The sequence below is a fragment of the Bacteroides xylanisolvens XB1A genome, from assembly GCF_000210075.1.
GTDB lineage: Bacteria > Bacteroidota > Bacteroidia > Bacteroidales > Bacteroidaceae > Bacteroides > Bacteroides xylanisolvens.
The window spans coordinates 4,298,725-4,312,158 of sequence record NC_021017.1 but is presented as its reverse complement, the minus strand read 5'-3'; the positions used below and the strand labels follow the sequence as shown (position 1 = coordinate 4,312,158).

The 13,434-nt window shown below is 41.1% G+C and carries 13 protein-coding genes; 11 read left to right on the top strand and 2 right to left on the bottom strand.

What is annotated here, in order from left to right:
- The first annotated feature begins 9 nt into the window (after positions 1-9).
- From BXY_RS16485 to BXY_RS16445, 9 genes are all read left to right on the top strand, one after another.
- Positions 10-1,503: a DUF5687 family protein gene (locus BXY_RS16485; protein ID WP_009039684.1), complete on the top strand. Its 1,494-nt coding sequence runs from the start codon at positions 10-12 to the stop codon at positions 1,501-1,503.
- Positions 1,504-1,541: 38 nt separating this feature from the next.
- The gene (locus tag BXY_RS16480; RefSeq protein ID WP_009039683.1) at positions 1,542-2,249 is read left to right on the top strand and encodes an ABC transporter ATP-binding protein; all 708 of its coding nucleotides are present in this window, start codon (positions 1,542-1,544) and stop codon (positions 2,247-2,249) included.
- 37 nt (positions 2,250-2,286) lie between these two features.
- Positions 2,287-2,817, top strand: a complete 531-nt coding sequence (locus tag BXY_RS16475) for a C40 family peptidase (RefSeq protein WP_009039682.1) — start codon at positions 2,287-2,289, stop codon at positions 2,815-2,817.
- 26 nt (positions 2,818-2,843) lie between these two features.
- Positions 2,844-3,728, top strand: coding sequence for a TraB/GumN family protein (locus BXY_RS16470; RefSeq protein WP_009039681.1), 885 nt, complete (start codon positions 2,844-2,846; stop codon positions 3,726-3,728).
- A gap of 38 nt (positions 3,729-3,766) precedes the next feature.
- Positions 3,767-4,405, top strand: a complete 639-nt coding sequence (locus BXY_RS16465) for an HAD-IA family hydrolase (protein WP_015532467.1) — start codon at positions 3,767-3,769, stop codon at positions 4,403-4,405.
- A gap of 193 nt (positions 4,406-4,598) precedes the next feature.
- Positions 4,599-4,916 (top strand): 50S ribosomal protein L21, encoded by a 318-nt coding sequence (rplU, locus tag BXY_RS16460; protein WP_004316691.1) that lies wholly within the window; start codon positions 4,599-4,601, stop codon positions 4,914-4,916.
- 21 nt (positions 4,917-4,937) lie between these two features.
- Positions 4,938-5,201, top strand: a complete 264-nt coding sequence (gene rpmA, locus BXY_RS16455) for a 50S ribosomal protein L27 (protein WP_004316697.1) — start codon at positions 4,938-4,940, stop codon at positions 5,199-5,201.
- A 250-nt stretch (positions 5,202-5,451) separates the two neighbouring features.
- Positions 5,452-6,726, top strand: a complete 1,275-nt coding sequence (gene serS / locus BXY_RS16450; RefSeq protein ID WP_004316699.1) for a serine--tRNA ligase — start codon at positions 5,452-5,454, stop codon at positions 6,724-6,726.
- Positions 6,727-6,884: 158 nt separating this feature from the next.
- Positions 6,885-9,185, top strand: coding sequence for a bifunctional dihydroorotate dehydrogenase B NAD binding subunit/NADPH-dependent glutamate synthase (locus BXY_RS16445; protein WP_015532466.1), 2,301 nt, complete (start codon positions 6,885-6,887; stop codon positions 9,183-9,185).
- Positions 9,186-9,329: 144 nt separating this feature from the next.
- Here the strand turns inward: BXY_RS16445 and panD are convergent, their stop codons facing one another.
- Positions 9,330-9,683 (bottom strand): aspartate 1-decarboxylase, encoded by a 354-nt coding sequence (panD, locus tag BXY_RS16440; protein ID WP_004316702.1) that lies wholly within the window; start codon positions 9,681-9,683, stop codon positions 9,330-9,332.
- 18 nt (positions 9,684-9,701) lie between these two features.
- Positions 9,702-10,547 carry a pantoate--beta-alanine ligase gene (gene panC, locus BXY_RS16435; RefSeq protein WP_008645647.1) on the bottom strand — a complete coding sequence of 282 codons (846 nt, stop codon included), beginning with the start codon at positions 10,545-10,547 and terminating at the stop codon, positions 9,702-9,704.
- A 142-nt stretch (positions 10,548-10,689) separates the two neighbouring features.
- Between panC and BXY_RS16430 the strand changes: the two genes are divergently transcribed.
- Both BXY_RS16430 and BXY_RS16425 read left to right on the top strand, forming a co-directional pair.
- Entirely contained in the window at positions 10,690-11,523 is an 834-nt protein-coding gene (locus BXY_RS16430; protein WP_004316705.1) for a glycogen/starch synthase, read from the top strand.
- Positions 11,524-11,544: 21 nt separating this feature from the next.
- Positions 11,545-13,284 (top strand): DUF4270 domain-containing protein, encoded by a 1,740-nt coding sequence (locus BXY_RS16425; protein ID WP_009039678.1) that lies wholly within the window; start codon positions 11,545-11,547, stop codon positions 13,282-13,284.
- Positions 13,285-13,434: the final 150 nt, after the last annotated feature.

Here is a 13,434-nt window from a genome sequence, read left to right as displayed (position 1 = left end):
ATCTACTGAATGATGATATTCAACGAATTACGTAAACATGGAAGGCTCGCCGCCAAACGGCATCCGATGTATGAAAAGAACAAAGTTGCTAAAATACTCGGTTATGTCATGGGCGCATTTTGGGCCGGTTACCTGATATTCTTCGGTACGACATTCGCGTTCGGTTTTTCAGATATGGTTCCCAACCGGGAACCATATCATGTAATGAACGCAGTGGTTCTGATCTTTATCCTGGCACTGGACTTCCTGTTGCGTGTTCCGTTACAAAAAACACCGACACAGGAGGTAAAACCTTACCTCCTGTTGCCGGTTAAACGAATTCGTGTCATCGACTTTTTACTGATCCGCTCGGGACTAAGTCTGTTCAACCTGTTCTGGTTGTTTCTATTTGTCCCTTTTTCCTTCATCACTATTACCAAGTTTTTCGGTATCTCCGGTGTTATCACCTATCTTATCGGTATCCTGCTATTAATTATTGCCAACAATTACTGGTACTTGCTTTGCCGCACTCTTATCAACGAACGTATTTGGTGGATTCTATTACCTATCGCTTTCTACGGTGGAATAGGCTGCCTTCTTTTTATTCCCGAAGATAGTCCCCTCTTCTATTTCTTCATGGATCTGGGAGACGGATATATACAGGGAAACATTTTCTATTTTCTCGGCACCATACTTGTGATTGCCCTTTTATGGCTGATTAACCGCAAAATCATGTCCGGGCTGATTTATGCAGAGCTAGCCAAAGTGGATGATACCCAAATAAAACACGTCTCCGAATATAAATTCTTCGAACGCTACGGAGAAGTGGGCGAATATATGCGGCTGGAACTGAAAATGCTTCTACGTAACCGCCGCTGCAAAGGTGCACTACGCAATATCTCTATCGTAATTGTAGCTTTCTCCGTTGCACTTAGCTTTTCCAGTGTCTATGACGGTAATTTCATGACCTCTTTTATTTGTGTGTATAACTTTGCCGTATTCGGAATGATTATCCTTTCACAGATAATGTCATTCGAAGGCAACTACATTGATGGTCTGATGTCTCGCAAAGAATCGATTATGAGTTTGCTGAAAGCTAAATATTACACATACAGTATTGGTGAGATTATACCTTTCATACTGATGATCCCCGCTATCATCATGAACAAACTTACCTTACTGGGTGCTTTTGCTTGGTTTTTCTATACCATTGGCTTTATCTATTTCTGCTTCTTCCAACTGGCTGTTTACAACAAACAGACAGTACCTCTGAACGAAAAAGTGACAAGCCGACAAAACAATAGCGCCATACAGATGCTAGTCAATTTCGGTGCTTTCGGCGTACCGCTTATCTTATATAGCCTGTTAAATGCACTTTTGGGAGAAACAATCACTTACACAATCCTGTTAGTGATTGGTCTCGGATTTACCCTGACCTCCCCTTTATGGATAAAAAATGTATATCATCGCTTCATGAAACGGCGGTACGAAAATATGGAAGGCTTCAGAGACAGCCGCCAATAAACGTTCATGAATCATTAACTATATAAACATTGAAGATCATGATTACCATTGATAAACTTAAAAAGAATTTCGGTGAAAAGGTTGCCGTAGACATAGAACATTACGAAATCAATCAAGGCGACATGCTCGGATTGGTGGGTAACAACGGTGCCGGTAAAACAACTCTTTTCCGATTGATGTTGGATCTGCTGAAAGCAGACGATGGAAAAGTGATTATAAATGATATTGATGTCAGCCAGAGTGAAGACTGGAAAAGCATTACCGGTGCTTTCATTGACGATGGCTTCCTGATCGATTATCTCACTCCGGAAGAATATTTCTATTTCATCGGGAAAATGTATGGGCTCAAGAAAGAAGAAGTAGACGAACGACTTGTCCCTTTCGAACGCTTTATGAGCGGAGAAGTAATCGGACACAAAAAATTAATTCGCAACTACTCTGCCGGTAACAAGCAAAAGATCGGAATTATCTCCGCCATGCTTCATTATCCGCAATTATTAATCTTGGATGAACCGTTCAATTTCCTTGATCCAAGTTCGCAGTCTATCATTAAACATCTGCTCAAGAAATACAACGAGGAGCATCAGGCTACGGTTATCATATCCAGTCACAACCTCAATCATACCGTAGATGTATGTCCACGGATCGCTTTACTGGAACACGGGGTCATCATCCGGGATATTATCAACGAAGATAACTCCGCAGAAAAAGAACTGGAGGATTATTTTAATGTAGAAGAAGAGTGAGGGAGATTTATGAGTTATGAGTTGTGATTTATGATTTATGATTGAGATACAGTTGATGAAGGCAAAATTAAGATTTATCTATCTATTAGTTGGGCTGGCTGCTACATTTAGTTCCTGTCGCACTTCCGCTCCCCGGCTGGACTATCAAGCATTGGCACGAGCTTCTATTTTATTAGGTGTAGATGTCAATCTGGAAGATAATCATAAGCTCTATCTCGAAGCAGCCGATTGGATAGGGGTTCCTTATCGTGGTGGAGGTGATTCTAAACGAGGAACAGATTGTTCGGGGCTGGTTTATCAAGTGTATCGAAAGGTATACCGCACCCAAGTGCCACGCAATACAGAGGACTTGAAAAAAGAAAGTAATAAGGTCGCTAAGCGAAACCTTCGGGAAGGAGACTTGGTATTCTTTACCAGTAGCCGTTCAAAAAAGAAAGTAGCTCATGTAGGTATTTATCTGAAAAACGGAAAGTTCATTCATTCCAGTACCAGTAAAGGAGTGATCGTCAGCAACTTGAACGAGAGTTATTATACCAAACACTGGATAAGCGGAGGCAGAATACGTTAATTATCAACTTCTAATGATATAAAATTATGAAATCATTCATCGGAGCAGTTATATTTATCTGTGTGGCATTCAGTGCCAATGCACAACTTTTATGGAAAGTGTCCGGTAACGGACTAACCCAACCTTCCTACATCATAGGTACTCATCACCTGGCACCATTCAGCATCATGGACAGCATTGCCGGACTTCAAAAAGCGATGAATGAAACGCAACAGGTGTATGGAGAACTGAAAATGTCGGAAATGCAGTCGCCCGCCACCATGGGAAAGATGCAAAAAGCAATGATGATTGAAAGTGATACCACACTGACCTCCCTCCTTTCTCCGGAAGACTTTGAGAGTGCTAACAAATTCTGCAAAGAAAACCTGATGGTAGACTTAAATATGGCTCCGAAGCTAAAACCTGCCTTCCTGTTGAATAATGTAGTGGTAATGGCTTACGTAAAACATGTAGGAAAGTTCAACCCGCAAGAGCAACTCGACACGTTCTTTCAAAGCCAAGCCGCCCAAAACGGAAAAAAGGTGGACGGTCTGGAAACTGCCGAATTCCAATTCAACCTGCTTTTCAACGGTAGTTCACTACAACGACAAGCACAGCTACTCATGTGCACTCTTAATAATATAGAAGCAGAAGTAGAAAACCTAAAAAAGCTCACGAACGCTTACATGAAACAGGATTTGAACACTATGTTCAAAATCAGCGAAGAGCGCAAAGGTAATCAATGCGACGCACTTCCCAGCGAAGAAGATGCCCTTATTTACAACCGTAATAAAATATGGGCTGAAAAATTACCGGCTATCATGAAAGCCGCTCCGACTTTTGTTGCGGTAGGCGCCCTGCACCTTCCTGGAGAAAAAGGATTATTAAAGTTGCTAAAAAGCCAAGGATACACAATAGAACCTGTGAAATAAGAAAAGTATTTAGTACTTTTGCGGAAAAGTTTTCCCCAATGAACTACAAAACCTATTTATTCGATTTCGACTATACATTAGCCGATTCGTCGCGTGGTATCGTTAAATGTTTCAGAATTGTGCTCACCCGGCACCAGTATTTAACCGTTACCGATGAAGCTATCAAGCGCACGATCGGCAAAACACTGGAAGAATCATTCAGTATCCTTACCGGAATTACCGACCCGGAACAGTTAGAATCTTTCCGGCAGGAATACAGACTGGAAGCTGATGTACACATGAATGTAAATACCTGTCTTTTTCCTGATACATTATCTACACTGAAAGAATTGAAGAAACGGGGTGCCCGCGTCGGAATTATCTCTACCAAGTATCGCTTCCGAATATTGAGTTATCTGGAAGAATATCTGCCAAAGGATTTTCTCGATATAGTTGTGGAAGGAGAAGATGTAAAAGCGCCGAAACCTTCACCGGAAGGGGTACTATTTGCTTTGGAACATTTGGGAAGTACACCCGAAGAAACTTTGTATATCGGAGATAGCACGGTAGATGCTGAAACGGCCCGAAATGCAGGAGTAGATTTTGCAGGCGTATTGAACGGAATGACAACAGCCGAGGAACTCCGTGACTATCCACACAAAATCATTATGCAGAATTTGGGAGAGTTGGTCCAATAAGCAACAATGAGAGTTAAAATGCTCATTTATTTGCTGTAATCATTTTATCTCCTACAAAAAATAAAAGAAATATTTGTCGGAAACGAATAAAAATAGTACTTTTGTGCCCGATTATTCCGCAACGGGTTCGATAAAGAGCTCTTTAAGTGATTAAAGACCACCCGCCGGAGCTAACTTATACATTATATATAAGATGTACGCAATTGTAGAAATTAACGGTCAGCAGTTTAAAGCAGAAGCTGGTCAAAAGTTGTTCGTTCACCACATCGAAGGTGCAGAAAACGGTTCAACAGTAGAATTTGAAAAAGTTCTTTTGGTAGACAAAGACGGAAACGTTACAGTAGGTGCTCCTACCGTAGAAGGCGCTAAAGTTGTTTGCCAGGTTGTTTCAAACTTGGTTAAAGGCGACAAAGTTCTTGTTTTCCACAAGAAAAGAAGAAAAGGACACAGAAAACTGAACGGTCACCGTCAACAGTTCACTGAATTAACAATTACAGAAGTAGTAGCTTAATCAATTAAAAAGTAAGAAGAAATGGCACATAAGAAAGGTGTCGGTAGTTCTAAGAACGGCCGCGAATCACAGAGCAAGAGATTAGGCGTTAAGATATTTGGTGGCGAAGCTTGCAAAGCAGGTAACATCATCGTTCGTCAAAGAGGTACTGAATTCCACCCGGGTGAAAACATCGGAATGGGTAAAGACCACACTCTTTTCGCTTTAGTAGACGGAACAGTTAATTTCAAAGTAGGTAAAGAAGATAGAAGATATGTTTCTATCGTTCCTGCAACAGAAGCATAATTATCCGGACTGAAAATAGTTAAGACAAGGAGATGCAATCTGCAAGATTGTATCTCCTTTCTTTTTATATCAAAACATACTTTATCGCCTGACAAGTATACGCCTTTTTAACATTCAAATATTCACCTCATGGATATTTTTCATTTTTTCCATCCTTATTATTACCAAAATATTACAGAAGTGTAATATCGTTTATTTTTTTATCTATCTTTGTAGACTTAAAAAAAGGTTTTTCATAAAAAGTATAGATATGCTTACCATTAAACAAATTACAGAAAACACAGAGGCGGTACTCCGCGGACTGGAAAAGAAGCATTTCAAGAATGCAAAGGAAACGATCGATCAGGTGATCGCTCTTAACAACAAGAGACGTAGCACACAAAATGAATTAGATAAAAACCTGGCAGAGGTTAACTCACTTTCGCGCACCATCGGTCAACTGATGAAAGAAGGGAAAAAAGAGGAAGCTGAAACTGCACGTGCCCGCGTTGCCGAACTAAAAGAAGGCAACAAAGAGCTGGATGCTGCCATGACACAGGCTGCAACTGATATGCAGAATGTACTTTATACCATCCCCAACATACCTTATGACAGTGTACCGGAAGGCGTAGGTGCCGAAGATAACGTCGTAGAAAAAATGGGAGGTATGGAAACCGAACTTCCTAAAGATGCACTCCCCCACTGGGAACTGGCAAAGAAATATGATTTAATAGACTTCGACCTGGGCGTAAAAATCACAGGTGCAGGTTTCCCTGTATACAAAGGTAAAGGAGCACAACTTCAACGTGCCCTTATCAACTTCTTCCTGGATGAAGCACGCAAATCCGGATATACCGAAATCATGCCGCCGACAGTAGTCAACGCCGCTTCCGGCTATGGCACCGGACAGCTTCCGGACAAAGAAGGACAGATGTATCATTGTGAAGTAGATGATTTATACCTGATCCCGACAGCGGAAGTTCCCGTTACTAATATCTACCGTGATGTGATTCTGGAAGAGAAACAATTACCTATAATGAATTGTGCGTATACACAATGTTTCCGTCGCGAAGCAGGTTCTTATGGTAAAGATGTACGTGGCCTGAATCGTCTGCACGAGTTCTCCAAAGTAGAATTGGTTCGTATCGACAAACCGGAGCATTCTAAACAATCTCATCAGGAAATGCTGGACCATGTAGAAGGACTGTTGCAAAAACTGGAACTCCCCTATCGCATTCTCCGTCTTTGCGGTGGAGATATGAGTTTCACTGCTGCTCTTTGTTTCGACTTCGAAGTATATTCTGAAGCACAGAAGCGTTGGTTGGAAGTAAGTTCCGTATCCAATTTCGACACTTACCAGGCCAACCGCCTGAAATGCCGTTACCGTAATGCAGAAAAGAAAACCGAACTCTGCCACACACTGAACGGTTCAGCATTAGCACTGCCACGTATTGTTGCTGCCCTACTCGAAAACAACCAGACTCCGGAAGGTATCAGAATTCCGAAAGCATTGGTTCCGTATTGCGGCTTTGACATGATAGACTAAGACTTGGCATGACAGACTAATAAAAGTACCCATATACAGAGAGCCACTCATCAAAAGAGTGGCTTTTCTTTTATATTTCGTAAATTAGCTGTATCTTTGCCAAAATTTATATCATTCTGATAGCAGTTACGTAATAAAAACAACAAATTAATTAGATAATGAACAAAATCATTAGCAAGGAACGCTTTTCTGACAAAGTATTCAAATTTGAAATTGAAGCTCCTTTGATTGCTAAATCCCGTAAGGCCGGACACTTTGTCATCGTGCGTGTAGGTGAAAAAGGAGAACGTATGCCATTGACTATCGCAGGTTCTGACCTCAAAAAAGGTACCATTACTCTGGTAGTGCAGGAAGTCGGACTTTCTTCTACCCGTCTCTGTGAACTGAATGAAGGCGATTACATCACTGACGTAGTAGGCCCGCTCGGACAAGCTACCCATATAGAGAAATTCGGAACAGTAGTCTGCGCTGGTGGTGGTGTAGGCGTAGCTCCGATGCTTCCTATCGTACAGGCTTTGAAAGCAGCCGGCAACCGTGTTATCACTGTACTGGCCGGACGCAACAAAGACCTGATTATTTTAGAAAAAGAAATGCGTGAAAGCTCTGACGAAGTAATTATCATGACAGATGACGGCTCTTACGGTCGTAAAGGTCTGGTGACAGAAGGCGTAGAAGAAGTTATCAAACGCGAGAAAGTGGACAAATGCTTCGCTATCGGCCCTGCCATCATGATGAAGTTCGTTTGCTTACTGACTAAGAAATATGAAATTCCGACTGATGTTTCATTGAACACCATCATGGTGGATGGAACAGGTATGTGTGGTGCTTGCCGTATCACTGTGGGAGGAAAAACTAAATTCGTTTGTGTAGACGGTCCTGAATTCGACGGTCACCAAGTGAATTTTGATGAAATGCTGAAACGTATGGGCGCGTTCAAAAATATCGAGCGCGAAGAAATGCATAAACTGCAACCAGAATGTGAAGCAACCAAAGAAATCGACGAGAAAAGCCGTAATGCAGCCTGGAGACAGGAATTACGCAAATCAATGAAACCGAAAGAACGTACAGCCATTCCCCGTGTAGAAATGAACGAACTTGACGCTGAATATCGTTCACACAGCCGTAAAGAGGAAGTAAATCAAGGATTAACAGCAGAACAGGCTGTTACAGAAGCTAAACGCTGTCTCGACTGTGCTAATCCTGGATGTATGGAAGGCTGTCCGGTAGGTATTGATATTCCTCGCTTCATTAAGAATATCGAACGTGGAGAGTTTCTTGAAGCTGCTAAAACATTGAAAGAAACAAGTGCGCTTCCGGCTGTTTGCGGTCGCGTGTGTCCACAAGAAAAACAATGCGAATCAAAATGTATTCACTTAAAAATGAATGAAAAGCCCGTCGCTATCGGTTATCTGGAACGTTTCGCAGCTGATTACGAACGTGAAAGCGGGCAAATCTCCGTACCTGTCATTGCAGAGAAGAACGGTATTAAAATAGCTGTAATCGGTTCGGGACCTGCAGGATTGGCATTTGCCGGAGATATGGCTAAATATGGATATGATGTAACTGTATTCGAAGCATTGCATGAGATTGGTGGTGTGTTGAAATATGGTATTCCAGAATTCCGTTTGCCAAACAAGATTGTAGACGTAGAAATCGATAACCTTAGCAAGATGGGGGTTAACTTCATCAAAGACTGTATCGTAGGAAAAACAATCGGCGTAGAGGACTTGAAAGCTGAAGGTTTCAAAGGAATATTTGTGGCTTCCGGCGCCGGGCTGCCTAACTTTATGAATATCCCGGGAGAGAATTCCATCAATATCATGTCATCCAACGAATACCTCACTCGCGTTAATCTGATGGACGCTGCCAGTGAAGATTCGGACACTCCGGTCGCTTTCGGTAAAAACGTAGCAGTAATCGGTGGTGGTAATACAGCGATGGACTCTGTTCGTACTGCCAAACGTCTTGGTGCAGAGCGCGCTATCATTATCTATCGCCGTTCGGAAGAGGAAATGCCTGCACGTATCGAGGAAGTAAAACATGCTAAAGAAGAAGGAGTTGAATTCCTTACACTACATAATCCGATCGAATATATTGCTGACGAACAAGGTTGCGTAAAACAGGTTATTTTGCAAAAGATGGAATTAGGCGAGCCGGATGCTTCCGGACGTCGTAGTCCTGTAGCCATCCCGGGAGCAACAGAAACAATTGATATCGACCTGGCAATTGTCAGCGTCGGAGTATCTCCTAACCCAATTGTTCCAAGCTCCATCAAAGGACTGGAACTAGGACGAAAAGGAACCATCACTGTGGATGATAACATGGAATCTTCCATCCCTATGATTTATGCAGGAGGCGATATCGTTCGCGGTGGAGCTACTGTTATTCTGGCGATGGGCGATGGCCGTAAAGCCGCTGCCGCCATGAATGAACAATTGAAGGCAAACGCCGGTAACTAATTGCCACTTATTAACAGGTGGGCTAAAACCAACTCACACGTGGGCGGAACATCACTCGTCCCCCGGCATAAAAATAAAATAAGAAAAGCCCCGTCTACAAAATGTAAACGGGGCTTTTCTTATTTCAAATATCAAAGATACTTTCTACTTTACCACTTTGTTCGTCGCAGGATCGGGGAAGATTACAGCCGGTTTAAACGACTTTGCTTCCTCAAAATCCATCAATGCATAGGACATGATTATAACAATATCATCCGGTTGCACCTTGCGGGCAGCAGCACCGTTCAAGCAAATTTTACCCGAACCGCGTTCACCTTTGATAATGTAGGTTTCAAAGCGTTCACCATTGTTATTATCAGCGATATACACTTTCTCTCCCGCAATCATGTTTGCAGCATCCAACAGGTCTTCATCAATCGTGATACTACCCATGTAGTTCAGATTGGCCTCTGTGACACGTGCACAATGAATTTTCGACTTCAACACTTCAATCATCATAAGGTTTCGTCTTTTTAGTTATTCTTTATATTTAATATTATCAATCAGCCGGACTTCTCCACAGAACACTGTGATGCATCCAACTGCATAGGAAGTATCTTCCCAATTACTAATTTTCTGCAATGTGTTTCCGTCTACAATCTCAAAATACTCCATGCGCAAACCCGGAGCAGCTTCGATTGCATCTTCTACCATCTTTTGCGTCTCGCTCACTGTGTGAGTGGCTGCAAAGTTACGACTTTTAAATAAGGTCCGGGAAATATTTAAAGCATTTTCACGTTCTTCTGCCGATAAACGTTTATTCCGGCTACTCAATGCCAGTCCGTCTTCCTCACGCACAATTGAACAACCCACAATTTCAAGGTTATATTTCAATTGTCGAACCATCTCACGAATAATTGCTAACTGCTGAAAATCCTTCTCTCCGAAATATGCGCGGTCCGGCAGTACGGCATCAAACAGTTTACTGACAATCTGGCAAACACCGTTAAAATGCCCCGGACGGAAAGCACCTTCCATCACCGTATCTAATGGTGCATAGCTAAATTGACGAGTATCCGGTTCCGGATACATTTCGCTTACCGAAGGAGCAAAAGCAAAATCCGCCCCGCATTCTTCCAACAAACGGCAATCTGCATCCAATGTACGCGGATATTTCTCTAAGTCGTTTTTATCGTTAAACTGTGTGGGATTCACAAAAACACTCACAACAGTTACACCATTCTCACTTACGCTGCGCTTTACCAGAGATGCATGTCCCGCATGTAAAGCACCCATTGTAGGAACCAGTCCCACCTTTTTACCTTGGGCTCTCAAGGCAGTCAATTCTGCCTGTAAGTCCTTGATAGTGTGCACTACTTTCATTTTCGTCAATTGGTTTATGTTTTACTCGTTTGCAAAAACTCTGCAAAATAAACTAATATTTGCCACATAAAGAAAGAATATCTTATTTAATGTGTCTTTTTTTTCGTATCTTTGCAGAATATTATAGTGAACTATTGTTATTATGACAAAGGCGAATAAAGTTTTATTTATTACTCAAGAGATTACACCTTACGTTTCAGAATCCGAAATGGCCAATATAGGTAGAAACCTTCCACAGGCGATACAAGAAAAAGGCCGTGAAATCAGAACCTTTATGCCTAAATGGGGAAATATCAATGAGCGCAGAAACCAGCTGCACGAAGTGATCCGCCTCTCCGGTATGAACCTGATTATCGACGATACTGACCACCCCTTGATTATAAAAGTTGCGTCTATCCAATCCGCACGCATGCAGGTATATTTCATCGATAACGATGATTATTTCCAGAATCGTATGCAGACAGCGGACGAAAATGGTGTAGAATATGATGATAACGATAGCCGTGCCGTTTTCTACGCACGCGGCGTATTGGAAACAGTGAAAAAACTTCGCTGGTGTCCTGATGTCATTCACTGTCATGGCTGGATGACAGCTTTAGCTCCTCTTTATATAAAGAAAGCCTATAAAGACGAACCTTCTTTCCGCGATGCCAAAGTAGTATTCTCTGTTTATGAAGATGACTTCAAGAATACACTTAGCGATGATTTCGCAGCCAAATTGATGCTGAAAGGTATTTCCAAAAAAGATTTAGGTGATTTGAAAGAGCCGGTAGACTATGCTGCTCTGTGCAAACTTGCCGTTGATTATTCGGATGGAGTCATACAAAACAGCGAAAAAGTAGACGAGTCTATTATTGAATATGCCCGCCAATCTGGCAAATTGGTACTTGACTACCAGAACCCGGAAAACTATGCAGATGCCTGCAACGAGTTCTACGATCAGGTATGGGATGCTACTGCAAACGAAGAAGAATAAAATAATCAAGATACGACGATCATGAAAGCAAAATACGCCTTAATAGCTTTACTGGCAATCACTTTTTGGGGTTGTGATGATAACACTGCCGGACTGGGATTGGGAATGTTTCCGGAAAGCGACCGGGATATCAATGGAAAGCTATCTACCTTTGATGTGACTACAGAATCCGTTCATGCCGGTAAGATATATGCAATGACTAATGTGGGATATGTAGGTAAGTTCACTGATGAAACATTCGGAACTTATCAGGCTGGTTTCTTAGCAGAACTCAACTGTCCGTCAGGAATGACATTCCCTGGAGTATACAATGGTACTGCTCTTAACGATAAAAAGAAAGCTACCAATATAATGGTAGACGAAGCTGGGCTTGGAGACGACGCTATTGGAATATACAATACAGATAATATAAATGATCCAAAAAGAAAACTCATAGGCAACATTCATACTATTGAGCTTTATTTGTGGTATAGCAGTTACTTTGGAGACTCATTAACAGCTTGCCGTTTAAGTGTCTATGCATTAAATGAAAATTTAGATACAAAGAACGCCTATTATACAGATATTACTCCAGAGGATTATTACGATGCAAATACTGATAACAGTCTATTAGGAACGAAAGCTTATACAGCTGTTGATCTTTCAGTAAAAGACTCCATTCGTAAACTTAGTACATATGTTCCCAGCGTACACGTTTCTTTCAGAGATAAAGCTGCTAAAGAAATTGGAAAAGAAATTATTAAAAGAGCCAACGAGTTAGGTGTCAATTTTGACAATAAGGAGTTTAGAAAGATTTTTAAGGGTATTTATGTAAAGAGTGATTACGGCGATGGTACTGTGCTTTACATAGACCAAGCTCAAATGAACGTAGTATATAAATGCTATGCAGTTGATACACTTACAGGTGTTAAACTGGAAAAGAAAGTAGTAAAAGAAGGAGAGTCTAAAGACTCTACTTATTATGGATATCGTACCTTTGCCACTACTCGTGAAGTAATTCAAGCTAATCAGTTAGACAATGATAAGGATGCCATTCAAAAATGCATTAATGAGGATACGTGGACTTATTTAAAGAGTCCAGCAGGGATTTTCACTCAAATAACTCTTCCTATTAGCCAAATAGCAGATTCACTTCTTAACCAAACAGCAGAAAAGCGTCAAAGTGACATACTAAATGCTGTTAAACTAGGAATACCTATCTATAATGAAACCAGTGACAAAAAGTTTGGTATGTCGACTCCTAGCAATGTTTTATTAATACGTAAAAAGTACAAAGACAGTTTCTTTGAAAAAAACCAGCTTAGTGATGAAATAACTTCATCTCTATTTAGACCCACCACAACTAGCTTTACTCAATACACATTCAACAATATCACTCAAATGATTAATGATTGTTTAGCAGATAGGGAAAAAGCAGAGAAAGAAATACATGAAAAGGGGTCTATAACAATCAAAATAACCGATTTAGATGGAAATAGTAAAGATGAAACCGTCAATAATATTAAAGATTGGGAAGACTTAAGCGAATGGAACAAATTCGTACTTATCCCAGTACTTGTGACCACAGATTCTTCTTCAAGTAATAGCTACTATGGTTCCAGCAATGTTATTAGTATACAACATGATTTAAAACCTGGCTATGCACGTTTAAAAGGAGGCAAGAAAGGAACTATACAAGATGCCAAAGGTAACCCTGTATATCCAGAGTATGTGCTCAAGCTTGAAGTTGTTTCTACAAACTTTGGAACAAAATCAAAATAAGAAATAGTTGAAATATTATAAAGCAATAGCGCAGGTTACTCAATGTAACTTGCGCTATTGCTTTATAATATATTTATAGAGAAGTCAGATAAAATAATTCCATAATAAAACCGCTCAAACAGCAATCTTTGCTAGCGTACGTTATAGTTA

Bases quoted from the DNA above. Each gene is read 5' to 3' on its own strand.
- BXY_RS16485 (WP_009039684.1), top strand. From the start codon at position 10: ATGATGATATTCAACGAATTACGTAAACATGGAAGGCTCGCCGCCAAA.
- BXY_RS16480 (WP_009039683.1), top strand. From the start codon at position 1,542: ATGATTACCATTGATAAACTTAAAAAGAATTTCGGTGAAAAGGTTGCC.
- BXY_RS16475 (WP_009039682.1), top strand. From the start codon at position 2,287: ATGATTGAGATACAGTTGATGAAGGCAAAATTAAGATTTATCTATCTA.
- BXY_RS16470 (WP_009039681.1), top strand. From the start codon at position 2,844: ATGAAATCATTCATCGGAGCAGTTATATTTATCTGTGTGGCATTCAGT.
- BXY_RS16465 (WP_015532467.1), top strand. From the start codon at position 3,767: ATGAACTACAAAACCTATTTATTCGATTTCGACTATACATTAGCCGAT.
- rplU (WP_004316691.1), top strand. From the start codon at position 4,599: ATGTACGCAATTGTAGAAATTAACGGTCAGCAGTTTAAAGCAGAAGCT.
- rpmA (WP_004316697.1), top strand. From the start codon at position 4,938: ATGGCACATAAGAAAGGTGTCGGTAGTTCTAAGAACGGCCGCGAATCA.
- serS (WP_004316699.1), top strand. From the start codon at position 5,452: ATGCTTACCATTAAACAAATTACAGAAAACACAGAGGCGGTACTCCGC.
- BXY_RS16445 (WP_015532466.1), top strand. From the start codon at position 6,885: ATGAACAAAATCATTAGCAAGGAACGCTTTTCTGACAAAGTATTCAAA.
- panD (WP_004316702.1), bottom strand. From the start codon at position 9,683: ATGATGATTGAAGTGTTGAAGTCGAAAATTCATTGTGCACGTGTCACA.
- panC (WP_008645647.1), bottom strand. From the start codon at position 10,547: ATGAAAGTAGTGCACACTATCAAGGACTTACAGGCAGAATTGACTGCC.
- BXY_RS16430 (WP_004316705.1), top strand. From the start codon at position 10,690: ATGACAAAGGCGAATAAAGTTTTATTTATTACTCAAGAGATTACACCT.
- BXY_RS16425 (WP_009039678.1), top strand. From the start codon at position 11,545: ATGAAAGCAAAATACGCCTTAATAGCTTTACTGGCAATCACTTTTTGG.